This is a genomic window from Pseudonocardia oceanicola, assembly GCF_047200735.1.
In the GTDB taxonomy this organism is placed as follows: Bacteria; Actinomycetota; Actinomycetes; order Mycobacteriales; family Pseudonocardiaceae; genus Pseudonocardia.
Genome location: NZ_JBJZON010000007.1, coordinates 72,600 through 87,606 on the forward strand (window position 1 = coordinate 72,600; position 15,007 = coordinate 87,606).

Genomic DNA, 15,007 nt, shown 5'->3' on the forward strand with positions numbered 1-15,007 from the left:
TCCGATCGTCGGATGCGCTCAGACCAGTGCCCCGCCGGGCACGAGCTCGAAGCCGACGTAACCGTCCGCGGCGACCTGGTCGCACTTGTCCCGGTAGACGCCGACGCCGCCGACGTAGGGCAGGAACAGGCGCGGCTTGCCGGGGATGTTGGCGCCCATGTACCAGGACGCGGCACGCGGGTAGAGCGTCTCGGACGCGACCTCCTGCACGTGGTCGGTCCATTCGTCGGTGGCGTCCGGGGTCGCCTCGATCCGGTCGATGCCCCGCTCGCGCAGGTGGACGAGGCAGTCGCCGATCCATTCGGCGTGCTGCTCTGTCGACACGGGCATGTTGCTGAGCACCGAGGGGCTGCCCGGGCCGGTGATGGTGAAGAGATTCGGGAAGCCGGGAACGGCCAGTCCGAGGTAGGTGCGTGGGCCCTCGGCCCAGGCATCGGTCAGCGAGCGTCCGTCGCGACCGGTGATGTTGAGCGCTGTCAGCGGACCGGTCAGCGCGTCGAAGCCGGTCGCGTAGATGAGGATGTCGAGCTCGTGCAGCTCGTCGCCGGTCCGGATGCCCTTCTCGGTGATCTCCTCGATCGGGGACCGCCGCAGGTCGACGAGGGTGACGTTGGGGCGGTTGTAGGTGACGTAGTAGTCGGTGTCCAGCGGCAGCCGCTTCGTCGCGATCGGGTACCCCGACGGCTTCAGCTTCTCCGCCACCTCGGGATCGTCGACGAGCTCGTCGATCTTCGACCGCACGAAGTCCGCCGCCGTGGCATTGGCCTGCTCGTCCGTCAGCAGATCGTTGTAGGTGCCGAGGGAGAAGAGGAACCCGCCCTCCTGCCAGGTCTGCTCGTACCGGGCCCGCCGCTCCTCCTCCGAGACCTCCAGCGCCGACACATCCATGGCGGTGTACGGGACACCCGCCGCGGAGTGCCGCGCACGCCGACGCCACTCCGGGTAGTTCTGCTTCCACATCTCGACGAACCGCGGATCGAGCGGGCCGTTGGCAGCGGGGATCGTGAACTGTGCGGTCCGCTGGAAGACCGTGAGATGATCCGCCTGTTTCGCGATCACCGGGATCGCCTGGATCGCCGACGCGCCGGTACCGATGACGCCCACCCGCTGACCGGTGAAGTCGACCGGCTCGTGCGGCCAAGCACCGGTGTGCAGCGACCGTCCGGCGAACGTCTCGACCCCCGGGATGTCCGGGACGTTCGCCGCGGACAAACACCCGACCGCGGTCACGACGAACCGCGCCGTCCACTCGCCACCGGCCTCGCTGCGCGCGGTCCACAGGTTCGCCGCCTGGTCGTAGGTCAGACTGTTCACCCGGGTGTCGAAGGTGAAGTCCTTGCGCAGGTCGAGCACGTCCGTGACCCGCTCCAGGTAGCGGAGGATCATCGGCTGCTCGGGGTACCGCTCGAGCAGCGGCCACTCCTGCTCCAGCTCCGGCAGGAACGAGAACGAGTAGTACATGATCTCCGAGTCGCACCGGGCGCCCGGGTAGCGGTTCCAGTACCACGTACCTCCTGGCCCCGAGCCCGCCTCCAGGCCGTGCACCGAGAAACCCTCTTCCCGGAGCTTGTAGACCATGTGCAGGCCGGCGAACCCGGCCCCGATCACCAGGACGTCCAAGATCTCCGGGCCCGAACTAGTGTCGTTCATGCTGTCCTCTCGTATGCGTGCGGTGATGAGGGCTCCGCCCGGCGGCGCTGCGCCGTTCGGCGACGGGTTCCACTGATCGATCGGCGGGCCCGTTCCGAAGCCCGCTCAGTCGTGCAACAACCGGCGGATCGCCGTGCGGCTGTCCGATGCCATCCGCCTCGAGACGGCCGCCTCGGTAACCAGCGACGACCCGTGGAACGTCCCGGGATACAGATGCAGCTCGACCGGAACCCCGGCCTGGCTCAGACGTTGCGCGTAGGCGATGCCCTCGTCCCGCAACGGGTCGAACTCGCACACCTCGACATAGGTGGCGGGCAAGCCACGAAGGTCCGCCGCCCGCGCGGGCGCAGCGTACGGGGACGGTTCCTGGCCATCGAGGTAGTAGCGCCACGACAGTTCGGCGTTCGGCCGGTTCCAGATCGGGGTGTCGGTGTAGAGGGTCATCGAGTGGCTGTCGAGCCGGTCGTCCAACTCCGGGACGCTCAAGTACTGCATCCGCAGCGCGGGTCCGCCCCGGTCCCGGGCGAACAACGCCGCCGCAGCAGCCAGGCCGGCCCCCGCGCTGCCGCCCCCGACCCCGATGCGTCGGGGGTCCACCCCCAGCTCGGCGGCGTGCGAGGAGAACCAGCACAGCGCCAGATAGCAGTCCTCGAGCCCGGCCGGGAAGGGATGCTCCGGGGCGAGACGGTACTCCACCGACACCACAACAACGTCCGCCCCGGCCGCGATCTCCTGGGCCCGCCCGTCCTCGCCGTCCAAGCCCCCGACGACGAATCCCCCGCCGTGGAGGAACAGGAGACCCGGCAACGTGGCGGGCCGCCGCTCGGGGGTGTAGATCCGCACCGCCACGTCGGGAGCGCCCCGGGGAGCGGGCACCGTCCGGTCCACGATGGCTAACGGCTGCGACGGCGCGTACGGGGGGCCCTGGCGCACCTGCTCGGCCAGCTCGGCGCGCGCCGCGACCGGGTCCGTGATGTCGAAGGTCGGCATCATTGCTATCCAGGGCGCAAGCTCGGGATCGAAGCGATACGTCATCGGAACGCTCCTCGGCGATGGGCGGCAACTCCGGTCTGCCCGCCGACTTCAGCATGGCCACCGGATGGCCGCGTGTCATGGGTCACGTGGCGCCGATCTGGCCCGTCCGGGCGCCACATGGCGCCCGAGCGCCCCGTGGCTCAGGCGAAACCGGCCGAGTCACGGAGCCTGCGCAGCACGAGGGCGAGCATCAGCCGGGACCGCGCGTAAGGCTCGCCCAGCGAAAAGCCCAGCACCTTCTCCGCCCGGGTCACCCGATGGGCGACCGAGTTGTGGTGCAGATGCAGGATCGTCGCCGCACGGCGCATCGACTCGGTGGAGGCGACGACCTCCAGAGTGTGGAGCACCTCCTCCCCCGCGGATTCGCTCGCCAACTCGTCTAGGGCCTGGACGTCTGCCACCTCGTTGATCGCCTCCGGGGACATCCGTTCCGCGAGCGCCCCGAACCCGCCCAGGGCCGGATAGCGAACCGCGACCGCCTCGTCAAGGGAGTAGGGCGGGAAATCGCGCCGGCTCGGCAGCGCGAACCGCAGGGCGATGCTCGCCTCCCGCCAGGCGGTGGGCAGAGACGCGGCGGGGTGTGGCGAGGCAATCCCCACGCGGGTGCCGACGGGCACGCTCAGGTCCTCGGCGAAGGGGCAGGCCGACACCAAGGCGTGCGCCATCCCCACTGAGGCCCGGGCCAGCAGGGGACCCGCCGACCCGGCCAGCTTGTCGATGAGCGCGGGCGCGCCCTCGGCGGCCATCGTGTGGACCAGCCCGGTGGGCGGAAGGCCCAACCGGACAAGCGCCCGGCGGCGCCGCATTTCGTCCGCCGTGGCATCGACGGCGAGGCGGAGCAACGACGCGTCGTCCAGATTCTCGACGTCGCGCTGCCGCCGACTCAGCGCGACCGAGGTGGTCAGGGCGAAGCGCTCAAGCAGCAGATCGTCCAATGGTAGAGGCGTCCCAAAACGCTCGAGCCAGATCTCGTGGTCCACAGGCACCGGGCGGACCCGGGCCCAGATCGGGGGCGTCCCGTCGTGCACCGGCGTGTTCACGTCGGCCCGCCGCCCCTGCGGGGTATCGGTCCGCCGGAGCCCCACAGCACACCCCGCCAGCGCGGCCGTGCGCTGGAGAACCACATCGACCGCGGCGCCCTGCTCGACCAGCACGTCGAAGAAGCCGATCACCCGTAAGGCGCTGGCGGCGTCCGCGTCAAGTGCGGACAGTCGCAGCAGCAGGCCATACACGACACTCACATTAAGCGCATCACACCCTGCTGCGGAAGGCGCTCGACCGGCAACGGGTTGCAGCGTGGTGACCAGACGCGCCTGAAACACCCGCCGAATGCCGCCTGACGCAATAAGAAGCCGCGCGGATTGATCACGTCTCGGTCGCGACAGGGTGTCGAGAGGAAGGAGCGGGTACGGGTCTGCCGAGCATGAGCCACCCTGTTGCGCGATGGTCGTAGCGTACACCATTTCCCGTTCAATCCGGGGCATACGGTCAGCAGAAGAGTGGAGCCCCGCACAGTTGCACCAGTGAACCACTCGGCGGTCTCCCGCTCCACCTCATGAAGGCCGCTCCAGTTCCGGGAATGGGCGTACGGCGTGATCAGTTCGGACTTGTGCAGCCCGATCGTGAACTCCATTGGTGCGTTGTCGAGCGCTTATCCGGCTAATTATCTTACTTTTCGATGTTTGGCCGGTTAACGCTTCACTCGTGGTGGGGGCGAGGCGTCGGAGTTGTTCTTCGTGTTTGCGTACTCGATCGGCGATGGCTTCGACCGCGGTGCGCAGGGTGGGGAGCTCGTCTTCTGGCCGTCGTGGTGGAGTCGGGCGCAGGCGCGCTCGACGCGGTTGAGGGTGTTGATGCTGGTCATCCGCGAGTCGGGGTCTGGGCTCCCGCGAGTCGCGGTGTCCGCTTCACGGTCTCGACCCCCGGAGCGCGACTCACCGAAGCCGAAAGCGCGACTCGCGGGAGCTGAGAGCGCGACTCACCGAAGCCGAGACCGCGACTCGCGGGTCAGGTGAGGTTGCGGCGTTCGAGGAGCGGGCGGATCTCGGGGTCGCGGCCGCGGAAGGCGCGGTAGGCCTCCATCGCGTCGACGCTGCCGCCCTTCGACAGCAGCCGGCGGCGGAAGTGGTCGCCGTTCTCCCGCCGCAGCCCGCCGTTCTCCGCGAACCACTCCACGGTGTCGGCGTCGAGCACCTCGGACCAGATGTAGGAGTAGTAGCCGGCCGAGTACCCGCCCGCGAAGACGTGGTTGAAGTAGGTGCTGCGGTAGCGCGGCGGGACGAGCGGGTGCGCGATCCCGGCCTTGCGCAGCGCCTCGGCCTCGAAGGCGAGCACGTCCTCGACGGCATCGACCGTGTCGGCACCGCCGACGGTGTGGTCGACGCCGAGCGTGTGCCAGGCCTGGTCCAGCAGCGAGGCCGCGAGGTACTCGGTGGTCCGGTAACCCTCCCCGTAGGCCCGGCTGGCCAGCAGCTTCTCCAGCAGCTCGGACGGCAGCGGCTCGCCGGTCCCGTGGTGGCGTGCGTAGCGGCCGAGGATCTCCGGGCGCTCCAGCCACATCTCGTTGACCTGCGACGGGAACTCGACGAAGTCCCGCGGCACGGACGTCCCGGAGAAGGTCGGGTACCGGACGGCCGAGAACAGCCCGTGCAGCGCGTGCCCGAACTCGTGGAACAGCGTGCGGACCTCGTCGATCGTCAGCAGCGTCGGCTCGCCCTCGGCGGGTTTGGCGATGTTGAGCGTGTTCATCACGACGGGCCGGGTGCCGAGCAGCCCGGCCTGCGGCACCAGCGCGTTCATCCAGGCGCCGCCGCGCTTGGACTCGCGGGCGTAGTAGTCCCCGCCGTAGAGGCCGAGCGGGGTGCCGTCGGCGTCGAAGACCTCCCAGTACCGGACGTCCGGGTGGTAGGTCGGCAGATCGTGCCGCTCGTGGAACTGGATCCCGTACAGCTCCTCGGCGGCGTGGAACACGCCGTGCTGCAGTACCCGCTCCAGCTCCAGGTACGGCCGCAGCAACGCGGCGTCGACCTCGTACCGCTCTCGCCGCACCCGCTCGGCGTAGAACGCCCAGTCCCAGGGCTCGAGTGCGTGCCCCGCGAGCGCGGCGAGATCGGCAGCCTCCGCGTCGGCGTTGCGCATCGCCGGCGGGGCGAGATCGGCGAGCATGGCGGCGACGGCGTCGACCGAGCCGGCGGTGTTGTCGTCGATCACGTAGGCGGCATGGCTCGGGAAGCCCAGCAGCCGCGCCCGCTCCGCCCGCAGCGCCGCCAGCCGCAGCACGACGTCCCGGGTGTCGTTCTCGTCGCCCTGCGCGCCGCGCCCGATCGACGCCTCGAAGATCTCTCGGCGCAGCTCGCGGTCGGTGAGGGACTCGAGCACCGGTTGTCCGGTGGGCAGCACCAGGGTGATCAGGAAGCCGCTGCCGTGTCCGCGGTCCTTCGCCGCGGCGGCCGCGGCGGAGATCGCGCCCGGGGAGAGCCCGTCGAGCTTCGCGACGTCGTGGACGTGCACCGCCGCCGCGTTCGCCCCGGCGAGCAGGCGGGCGCTGAAAGTCGTCGACAGCGAGGACAGCTCGGCATTGATCGCGCTGAGCCGCTCCTTGTCGGCCTCGCTCAGCTCCGCCCCGGCCCGGACGGCGTCCCGGTGGTGGCGCTCGAGCAGGCGCAGCGACTCCGGGTCGAGCCCCAGCTCCTCCCGCTTCCCGTGCAGCTCGGCGATCCGCCCGAAGAGCCGCGGGTCCAGGGTGATCGCATCGGCGTGCGCGGCGAGCATCGGCGCGACGGCGGCGCGCACCTCCTCGATCCGCGGGGTCGTGTGCGCGCCGGCGCGGCTGAAGAAGACCCGCGAGACCCGGTCGAGCGTGCGTCCGGAGAGCTCGAGGGCCTCGATGGTGTTGGCGAAGGTCGGCGGGCCGGAGTCCAGGATCTCCTCGACCTCGACCCGCTGCTCCGCCATCCCCGCCTCGAACGCCGGCAGGTAGTCCTCGTCGGTGATCGCCGCGAAGTCCGGGAGGCCGTAGGGCAGCTCGCTCGGCGCGAGGAAGGGGTTCGCCATCCCCTCACGCTAGGCCCAGCCCGGGCACCCGGACGCAACCGTCCACGCCGGGCCCGGGCCGCCGGGGTGGATCACCAGAGGGCCTGGACCACCACGCCGTCGTGCAGCGTGGAGACCTTGTTCCGCTTGCTCCACTGCATGAAGGCCGGGAGGTCCTCCCAGTCCTGCACCGCCAGCCGCCAGTGCTCGGGCACGCCGGCCGGGCCCTGGTAGATCTCGTACAGCACGAAGATCGTGTTGCCGGTGGGCGCGGAGTTCGGGTCGACGGGGTCGGACAGCTCGGGCCCCTTCGAAATCGTGTACGAGAGCAGGGCCTCCTCACCCGACCGTGGGTGCCCGGTCATGAACTTCGCATGGCTCGTGAAGATCCGGTCGCCCTCCGCGACCTCGTCAGGGCCCACCGTCCACATGACGACGATGTTCGTCCTGCCCGTCTCCGACATCGGTGTCCTCCTCGGGTCGGGCCCGCCCCGGCGGCGGGACGCCCACCCGGCATACGCGCGCCGGCCCGCGCGGGCACTACGTACTTGTGCGTACCGGCCCGGCCAGCAGATCGGCCGCCCGTTCGCCGACCATCACGGCGGTGGCCGCCGGACCACGGCGGGGCGCAGCGGGCAGCACCGAGGTGTCGGCCACCCGCAGGTTCGTGAACCCGTGCACGCGCAGGTCGGGACCCACCACCCGGCCCAGCGCGGCGCTGCCGCACAGGTGCACCGAGGTCGTCAGGACGTCCCGGATCCAGCCGTCGAGCCGCACGTCGTTGCCCAGCACCCAGCCCTCCGGGGCCGCGCGGTCGAGGTCGGCGGCCCGCAGCAGGTCCGCGGCCACCCGGACCGCGGCGCGCAGCCGCCTGCGGTCCGCCTCGGTGCGCAGGTACTCGTAGTCGAGCACCGGCGGGGCGAGCGGGTCGGCCGAGGTGATCGTGAGGTCGCCGCGGCTCTCGGGGCGCTGCAGGGCACACATCAGGTGCACGTCGCCGCCCTCGTCGAACGGCCGCGCGAACAGCAGGATCTCGAGGTCGCCGGCCGGGTCGGAGCCGGAGTCGAGGTTCAGCGCGGCCTGCCCCGCGACGGCGTCGGGGTGCGGCGGCGGGCCGGGCCACCGGAAGGGCAGGTAGACGCTGGGATGGTCGGACCACCCCTGGCCGACGGGCAGGTCGGCCCGCTGCGGGACACCGGCGTCCCGCAGCACCGCCGCCGGCCCGATCCCGCTGTGCAGGAGCAGGTGGGGCGAGCCCACGGCCCCGGCCGCCAGCACGACCTCGCCGGCCCGGACCGTGCCCGCCGTCGTCTCGACGCCGAGGGCGCGGTCCCCGTCGAGCGCCACGCGCAGGGCCCGGACCTCCGGGCGCACGGTCAGCGTCGGGACGGGCGGCGCCGCGCCCCACGGCGGCGGGAGGTACGCCGTGGCGGTGCTGATCCGCACGCCCTCGACGGCGTTCGACGGGATCGGCCCCGCCCCGGGCGGCCCGCCGGCGTTCTTGTCGGGCTCGTCGGGACAGCCGAGCGCGGCGCACGCCGCGAGGAAGACCGGCGTGACCGGGGCGAGCAGGGTGCCCGCCGGCCGGCGCACCCGCAGCGGCCCCGACCTGCCGTGCCGTGGACCGTCCACGTCGAGGTCGGCCTCCGAGCGCCGGTAGTACGGGAGGAGGTCGTCGTAGGACCAGCCGGGCACCGACCAGTCCGCGAAGTCCTGCGGGACCGCCCGCACGAAGTAGGACCCGTTGATCGCCGAGGAGCCACCGACCACGCGGCCGCGGGGCACGGAGACCGTCCGACCGGGCACCAGCCGGGCGGTGTACTCCCAGTTCAGGGGGTGTCCGGGGGCGGTGGCGGCGAGCGAGGCCGCGCGGGTGACGTCGGGCATCCGGGAGGCCGGGCCCGCCTCGACCAGGCAGACGGAGCGATCGCCGCGCTCGGCCAGCCGTCCGGCCAGCGCGCACCCGGCCGAGCCCGCGCCCACCACCACCACGTCGTACCCGGGGTCGGTCACGGTGCGAGGATGCCGCACGTGAGCCCCCGGGACAGCAGTGCCGCGCGCGACCTCGCCGACTTCGTCTCCGCCTCCCCCACTCCGTACCACGCCGTGGCGGAGTCCGTCCGCCGGTTGCGCGCGTCGGGGTTCACCGAGCAGGTGGAGACCGAGGAGTGGGACGACGCGCGGGGCGGGCGCTTCCTCGTCCGGGACGGCACCCTGCTGGCCTGGTACGTCGGCGACGGCGCTCGGCCGGGCTCGCCGCTGCGCATCTTCGCCGCCCACACCGACTCCCCCACGCTCAAGGTCAAGCCGCGCCCGGACACCGGGGCGGCGGGCTGGCGGCAGGTCGCCGTGGAGGTCTACGGCGGCGCGCTGTGGAACTCCTGGCTGGACCGCGACCTCGGGCTGGCGGGCCGGCTCGCGTTGTTCGACGGGACCGTGGTGCCGGTGAACGTCGACCGGCCGCTGCTGCGCGTGCCGCAGCTGGCGATCCACCTCGACCGGCAGGTCAACCAGGGCCTCACGCTCGACTCCCAGCAGCACCTGCTGCCGGTCTGGGGCATCGGCGACGTCCGCGAGGGCGACCTCGTCGAGTTCCTCGCCGCCGAGGTCGGGATCGACCCGCGGCAGGTCGCGGCGCACGACCTCGTGGTCCACGACCTCACCCCGCCCGCCCGGCTCGGCCGCGAGGGCGAGCTGCTCGCCTGCCCACGGCTGGACAACCTGGCCTCGGTGCACGCCGGGCTGGCCGGCCTGCTCGCCGCGTCGCGGTCGACCACCGGGGTGATCCCGGTGTTCGTCGGCTTCGACCACGAGGAGATCGGCAGCGGCACGGCGACCGGCGCGGCGGGCCCGCTGCTGGAGACCCTGCTGACCCGGCTGGCCGGCGGGTTCGACGCCCGGGCCCGCGCCTTCGCGGCCTCGCGCTGCCTCTCCGTGGACGTCACCCACGCGGCGCACCCCAACTACCTGGAGCGCTACGAACCGGGCCACCGGAGCATCCCCAACGGCGGCCCGGCGCTGAAGGTCAACGCCAACCAGCGCTACGCCACGGATGCCCCGGGGGCGGCCGCCTGGCAGCGGGCCTGCCGCGACGCCGGCGTGCCGAGCCAGTTCTTCGTCGGGAGGAACACCGTGCCGTGCGGCACCACCGTGGGCCCGATCGTCGCGACCCGGCTCGGGATCCGCACCGTCGACGTCGGCATCCCCGTGCTGTCCATGCACTCGGCCCGCGAGCTGTGCGGCGTCGACGACCCCGGACACCTGGCCACCGCGGGTGCAGCCTTCCTGTCGGACCCGTCATAACGGACGCACCCGACTCCTGTCACGCTTCCGTTTGACGGCGCACCGACCGCGCGCCACCGTCAGCGCGTCTATTCCGCGACGACGGGGAGCAGACCGATGAGCGACAGTGCTGTCGACAACGAGGCGATCCAGAGATCCCAGCGGCGGCGGGCGGTCTTCGCCTCGACCGTCGGCACGACGATCGAGTGGTACGACTTCTTCCTCTACGGGACGGCGGCCGCGCTCGTCTTCCCGAAGCTCTTCTTCCCGGGCGAGGACCCGTACGTCGGGATCCTGCTCGCCTTCGGGACCCAGTTCGCCGGGTTCGCGGCCCGGCCGATCGGCGCGGCGATCTTCGGGCACTACGGCGACCGGATCGGCCGCAAGTCCACGCTGATCATCACGCTGCTGCTGATGGGGATCGGCACCGCGCTGATCGGCCTGCTGCCGACCTACGCCGCGATCGGCCTCGCCGCGCCCATCCTGCTGACCGTCCTGCGGATCGTGCAGGGCGTCGCGGTCGGCGGCGAGTGGGGCGGGTCGGTGCTGCTCGCGATGGAGTGGGGGCACGCCAGGCAGCGCGGGTTCATGGCCAGCTGGCCGCAGCTCGGCGTCCCGGTCGGACTGCTGCTGTCCACCGGGTTGGTGCAGCTCATGTCCGCGACCACCGGCCCCGCCTTCCTCACGTGGGGCTGGCGGGTGCCGTTCCTGGTGAGTGTGGTGCTGGTCGGCGTCGGGCTCTACGTCCGGCTCCGGGTCCTGGAGAGCCCGGAGTTCGCCGCGGTCAAGGCGAAGCAGACCGTGGTGAAGATGCCGATCGTCGACGCCTTCCGCACCCAGTGGCGGGAGATCCTCAGCTCGGCCTTCGTGCGGCTCTCCGAGCAGGCTCCGTTCTACCTGTTCATCACCTTCGTACTCAGCTACGGCACCCAGCAGTTGCAGCTGAACCGGGGTTCGCTGCTCAACGCGACCCTGGTCGCCGCCGCGATCGGCCTGTTCAGCGTCCCCTTCTTCGGCTGGCTCTCGGACCGGATCGGCCGGCGGACGATGTACGGCATCGGCATCGTGTGCACCGGGCTGTTCGCCTTCCCGTACTTCGGCCTGCTGAACACCCGCGTCGGCGTGCTGGTGCTGCTCGCGATCGTGCTCTCGCTGATCTTCCACGACATGCAGTACGGGCCGCAGGCCGCGCTGATCGCGGAGAGCTTCGGCACCAACATCCGCTACAGCGGCGCCGGGCTGGGCTACCAGCTGGCCTCGGTGATCGCGGGCGGGCCGGCCCCGCTGATCGCCGCCTACATCCTCAAGAACACCGGGTCCAGTACGGGGATCGCCTGGTACATCGTGATCTGCTGCGTCATCGCGATGATCGCGCTGCTGGTCATGCCGCGGCGGGCGCTGACCGACGAGCGGTCGGTGGAGGCTGCCGTGACACAGGGGTAGGACCGGGCGGACCGGGCGGCCGGGGATACGGTCCGTGCCCGTGACGGACGTCTGCTTCGAGACCGCCCGCGGCATGGCGGCAGCGCTGCGCCGCAAGGAGATCTCGGCGCGCGAACTGGTCGGGGCCCATCTCGACCGGATCGCGTCGTGCAACGGGGCGGTCAACGCCGTCGTCACGCTGGTGGCGGAGAAGGCCCTCGCCGAGGCCGCCGCGGCCGACGAGCGGCTGGTGGCGGGCGAGCCGGTCGGGCCGCTGCACGGCATCCCCATCGCGCACAAGGACACCCACGCCACCGCCGGGATCCGCACCACCAAGGGCTCGCCGATCCACGCCGACGAGGTGCCGGCGTCCGACGAGCTCGTGATCGAGCGCATCCGGGCGGCGGGCGCGATCACCCTGGGCAAGACCAACGTGCCCGAGTTCGCGGCCGGCTCGCACACCGTCAACCCGCTCTTCGGCGCCACCCGCAATCCCTACGACCTGGGTCGCAGCGCGGGCGGCAGCTCGGGCGGCGCCGCCGCGGCGCTGGCCACGGGCATGCACCCGCTCGCCGACGGCAGCGACATGGGCGGCTCGCTGCGGAACCCGGCCTCGTTCTGCAACGTCGTCGGCCTGCGTCCGGCGCCCGGCCGCGTGCCGTCCTACCCCGCCGAGCTGGCCTACTCCACGCTCGCCGTGCAGGGTCCGATGGCGCGCACGGTCTCCGACGTCGCGCTGCTGCTGTCCGTCATGGCCGGCCCGGACCCCCGCAGCCCCATCGCGATCGAGCAGTCGGGCTCGGTGTTCGACGTGCCCCTGGGCCGGGACCTCGCCGGGCTGCGGGTGGCCTGGTCGCCCGACCTCGGCGGCACGATCCCGGTCGACGCGGCGGTGACGGCGGCGCTCGAGCCGCAGGTGCGGGTGCTCGAGGAGCTGGGCGCCACGGTCGAGCGTGCCGACCCTGACCTGCGGGGGGCCGACGAGGTGTTCCGCACCCTGCGGGCCTGGACGTTCGCGGTGTCGATGGGACCGCTGCTGGCGCGCCACCGCGACCGGATGAAGGCCACGCTCGTCGGCAACATCGAGGAGGGCAGGCGGCTCACCGGCGCCGACGTCGCGCGCGCCGAAATCCTGCACTCCGCCCTCTTCCAGCGGATGCGCCGGTTCTCCGAGCGCTACGACCTGCTGGCGCTGCCGGTCTCGCAGGTCCCCCCGTTCCCGGTGGAGCTGGAGTACCCGACGGAGATCGCGGGCGTCGCCCAGGGGTCCTATCTGGACTGGATGCGCTCGGCCTACCTGATCTCGGCCTTCGGCCACCCGGCGATCTCGGTGCCCGCCGGCTTCACCCCCGACGGGCTGCCGGTCGGACTGCAGCTGGTCGGCGCACACCGCGGCGAGGCGGCGCTGCTGCACGCCGCGCACGCCTTCGAACGGGCCACGCGGGTGGGCGAGCGCAGACCCCCGTCGGTCGCCTCACGTGCGTCGCCCCCGGCGCCCGTGCGGGGCGCCGGGGGCGGCGAGAGTCGCGTCAGCTCCCCCTGACGCGGTGGCTTCCGGCTGGCGACCAGCATGGAACCGCGACGGAGCCGGCACCAGGTGGGTCTTTGACGTACACACGATTGGGGAGGCCGACGCCGGAGTGTGCGCCTACGGCACCGCCTGCTCGGTCGAGCCCGCCCGGAGCAGCTGCCGGACGGCGTCGGCGGCCTTGAGCGCCGAGCCGGTCAGCACGGCGACGACCCGCTCGCCGGGGTGCAGCGCGCCGCGGGCCCGGAACGCGCGGACGGCGGGGAGGACCTGCGCGCTCGTCGGCTCGGCGTAGAGGCCGCGCCGGGCCAGGGCGAGGGTCGCCGGGCCGATCTCCTGCTCCGGCACCGCCACCATCGCGCCGCCGGAGGCGCGCACGGCCGCCAGCACCTCGCGGTCCCGCACCGGTCGCGCGATCGCCGTGCCCTCGGCGATCGTGCGGGGCCAGGTGGCGGGGGCGACGGTCTCCTCCCCCGCCGCGAAGGCCGCGACCAGCGGGCTGCAGTGCCGCGGCTGGGCGACCAGCAGCCGGGGCCGGCGGTCGATCGCGCCGGCCGCGAGCAGCTCGCCGAAGCCGAGGTGGCAGCCCAGCACGAGGCTGCCCGCGCCGCACGGGAGGACGACGGCGTCGGGCGCGGTGAAGCCGAGGTCCTCCCAGATCTCGTAGGCCAGCAGCTTCGTGCCCTGCAGGAAGAACGGGTGCCAGTTGTGGCTGGCGTAGAAGACCGCGCCGGAGCGGCGCACCGCCTCGTCGGCCGTCGCCTGCCGGGTGCCCGCGACGAGGTCGACGGTCGCCCCGTGCGCGCGGCTCTGCTGGATCTTGGCCGGTGAGGTCGACGCCGGCGCGAGGATCGTGGCGGCGATCCCGGCCGCGGCGGCGTAGGCGGCGACGGACGACCCGCCGTTGCCGCTGCTGTCCTCGAGGACCGCGTCCACGCCCTGGGCCCGCAGCAGCGAGACCATCACCGAGCTGCCGCGGTCCTTGAAGCTCGCGGTGGGGTTGAACCACTCGAGCTTCAGGCCGAGGTCCAGGTCCCCGACCCGGTGGGGCACGAGAGGAGTCGTGCCCTCACCGAGTGTGACCGGCTCCAGCGCGAGCGGCAGGGCCGCGGCGTAGCGCCACTGGGAGCGGACGGCCGGGTCGACCTGGTCGCGGGTGATGCCGGGCTGCGGCTCGACCATCAGCGGCGAGCCGTCGTCGCCGCACCAGCGGGGCTCGCCGAGCGGGTAGCGGCGGCCGGACCTGTCGAGGAGCATCGCCGCCATCCTCGCGCACGGCGGCGGGGCGCGCCCGGATCGCCGGAATCCGCACCCTGTTCGCAGTGGCGCGAACCGGGTCGGGCACCATAGCGTCGTACCGGATCCACGACCTCAGGGGGCCGTATGTCATCGCAGGGTTCCGGCCGGCACACGGCCGCGGCGACGGTGGTGTCCGCCATCGTGGCCCTCGGGCTGCTCGCTCTGCTGTTCTTCGTGATCACCGGGTTCGGCGCTCCGCTCGGCGCGGACACCACCGAGATGATCGTCGGGCTGATCGGGTTCGGTGCGCTCTACTTCCTGCTGGCGAAGCTGGTCTTCCCGCAGTTCGAGAAGCTCTACGCCGAGCGCGAGGACCGGATCGAGGGCGGGCTCGCCCGGGCCGAGGAGACCCGCGCCGAGGCGCTGGAGCTCAAGAAGCAGTACGAGGACCAGCTCGCCGAGGCCCGTGCGGAGGCCACCCGCATCCGCGACGAGGCCCGTGCCGAGGGTGCCGAGGTCAAGGCCGGGCTGCGAGCCGAGGCCGAGCAGGAGGCCGCCGGCATCCGCGCCGCCGCCGCCGAGGAGATCGCCGGGCAGCGGTCCGCCGCCGCGCAGGCGCTGCGCGCCGACCTGGGCGCGCTGTCGTCGCAGATGGCCGAGCGGATCCTGGGCAGCACGCTCAGCGCCGGCGGCGCGTCCGCGATCGACCGGCACCTCGCCGAGCTGGAGGGCTCGCAGCGCTCCAGCACGAACTGAGCGACGACCCGTCACCGAGGAACCCCGCCGCCCGTCTGCGGCGGGGTTCCGCCGTTCTCGGGG

General features: G+C 72.5%; 11 protein-coding genes. 4 read left to right on the forward strand and 7 right to left on the reverse strand.

Going from position 1 to position 15,007, the window contains the following annotated elements:
* Nucleotides 1–18 precede the first annotated feature (18 nt).
* The 6 genes from ACL02T_RS12825 to mftG all read right to left on the reverse strand — a co-directional run bounded on the left by ACL02T_RS12825 (nt 19) and on the right by mftG (nt 8,730).
* A complete protein-coding gene (locus ACL02T_RS12825; RefSeq protein ID WP_412830900.1) occupies nt 19–1,650 on the reverse strand; it encodes a flavin-containing monooxygenase in 1,632 nt (543 codons plus the stop codon).
* Between the two features lie 105 nt (nt 1,651–1,755).
* On the reverse strand, nt 1,756–2,685 hold the full coding sequence (locus ACL02T_RS12830; protein ID WP_412830901.1) for an alpha/beta hydrolase: 930 nt from the start codon (nt 2,683–2,685) through the stop codon (nt 1,756–1,758).
* 140 nt (nt 2,686–2,825) lie between these two features.
* Nucleotides 2,826–3,917: a helix-turn-helix domain-containing protein gene (locus ACL02T_RS12835; protein ID WP_412830902.1), complete on the reverse strand. Its 1,092-nt coding sequence runs from the start codon at nt 3,915–3,917 to the stop codon at nt 2,826–2,828.
* 775 nt (nt 3,918–4,692) lie between these two features.
* Nucleotides 4,693–6,738: a M3 family metallopeptidase gene (locus tag ACL02T_RS12840; RefSeq protein ID WP_412830903.1), complete on the reverse strand. Its 2,046-nt coding sequence runs from the start codon at nt 6,736–6,738 to the stop codon at nt 4,693–4,695.
* Nucleotides 6,739–6,809: 71 nt separating this feature from the next.
* Nucleotides 6,810–7,181 carry a hypothetical protein gene (locus ACL02T_RS12845; RefSeq protein WP_412830904.1) on the reverse strand — a complete coding sequence of 124 codons (372 nt, stop codon included), beginning with the start codon at nt 7,179–7,181 and terminating at the stop codon, nt 6,810–6,812.
* 76 nt (nt 7,182–7,257) lie between these two features.
* On the reverse strand, nt 7,258–8,730 hold the full coding sequence (gene mftG, locus ACL02T_RS12850; protein ID WP_412830905.1) for a mycofactocin dehydrogenase MftG: 1,473 nt from the start codon (nt 8,728–8,730) through the stop codon (nt 7,258–7,260).
* 18 nt (nt 8,731–8,748) lie between these two features.
* Here mftG and ACL02T_RS12855 point away from each other — a divergent pair, with 18 nt between their 5' ends.
* From ACL02T_RS12855 to ACL02T_RS12865, 3 genes are all read left to right on the forward strand, one after another.
* Nucleotides 8,749–10,020, forward strand: a complete 1,272-nt coding sequence (locus tag ACL02T_RS12855; protein ID WP_412830906.1) for a M18 family aminopeptidase — start codon at nt 8,749–8,751, stop codon at nt 10,018–10,020.
* A 96-nt stretch (nt 10,021–10,116) separates the two neighbouring features.
* Nucleotides 10,117–11,442 carry an MFS transporter gene (locus ACL02T_RS12860; protein WP_412830907.1) on the forward strand — a complete coding sequence of 442 codons (1,326 nt, stop codon included), beginning with the start codon at nt 10,117–10,119 and terminating at the stop codon, nt 11,440–11,442.
* 40 nt (nt 11,443–11,482) lie between these two features.
* Complete coding sequence (locus ACL02T_RS12865; RefSeq protein WP_412830908.1) at nt 11,483–12,964, forward strand: amidase; 1,482 nt, start codon at nt 11,483–11,485, stop codon at nt 12,962–12,964.
* Between the two features lie 105 nt (nt 12,965–13,069).
* Here the strand turns inward: ACL02T_RS12865 and ACL02T_RS12870 are convergent, their stop codons facing one another.
* Nucleotides 13,070–14,206, reverse strand: a complete 1,137-nt coding sequence (locus ACL02T_RS12870; RefSeq protein ID WP_412830909.1) for a pyridoxal-phosphate dependent enzyme — start codon at nt 14,204–14,206, stop codon at nt 13,070–13,072.
* Between the two features lie 126 nt (nt 14,207–14,332).
* Between ACL02T_RS12870 and atpF the strand changes: the two genes are divergently transcribed.
* Nucleotides 14,333–14,944 carry a F0F1 ATP synthase subunit B gene (atpF, locus tag ACL02T_RS12875; RefSeq protein ID WP_412830910.1) on the forward strand — a complete coding sequence of 204 codons (612 nt, stop codon included), beginning with the start codon at nt 14,333–14,335 and terminating at the stop codon, nt 14,942–14,944.
* Nucleotides 14,945–15,007 lie beyond the last annotated feature (63 nt).

Bases quoted from the DNA above. Each gene is read 5' to 3' on its own strand.
- ACL02T_RS12845 (WP_412830904.1), bottom strand. From the start codon at position 7,181: ATGTCGGAGACGGGCAGGACGAACATCGTCGTCATGTGGACGGTGGGC.
- ACL02T_RS12870 (WP_412830909.1), bottom strand. From the start codon at position 14,206: ATGCTCCTCGACAGGTCCGGCCGCCGCTACCCGCTCGGCGAGCCCCGC.
- ACL02T_RS12825 (WP_412830900.1), bottom strand. From the start codon at position 1,650: ATGAACGACACTAGTTCGGGCCCGGAGATCTTGGACGTCCTGGTGATC.
- ACL02T_RS12840 (WP_412830903.1), bottom strand. From the start codon at position 6,738: ATGGCGAACCCCTTCCTCGCGCCGAGCGAGCTGCCCTACGGCCTCCCG.
- ACL02T_RS12830 (WP_412830901.1), bottom strand. From the start codon at position 2,685: ATGACGTATCGCTTCGATCCCGAGCTTGCGCCCTGGATAGCAATGATG.
- atpF (WP_412830910.1), top strand. From the start codon at position 14,333: ATGTCATCGCAGGGTTCCGGCCGGCACACGGCCGCGGCGACGGTGGTG.
- ACL02T_RS12860 (WP_412830907.1), top strand. From the start codon at position 10,117: ATGAGCGACAGTGCTGTCGACAACGAGGCGATCCAGAGATCCCAGCGG.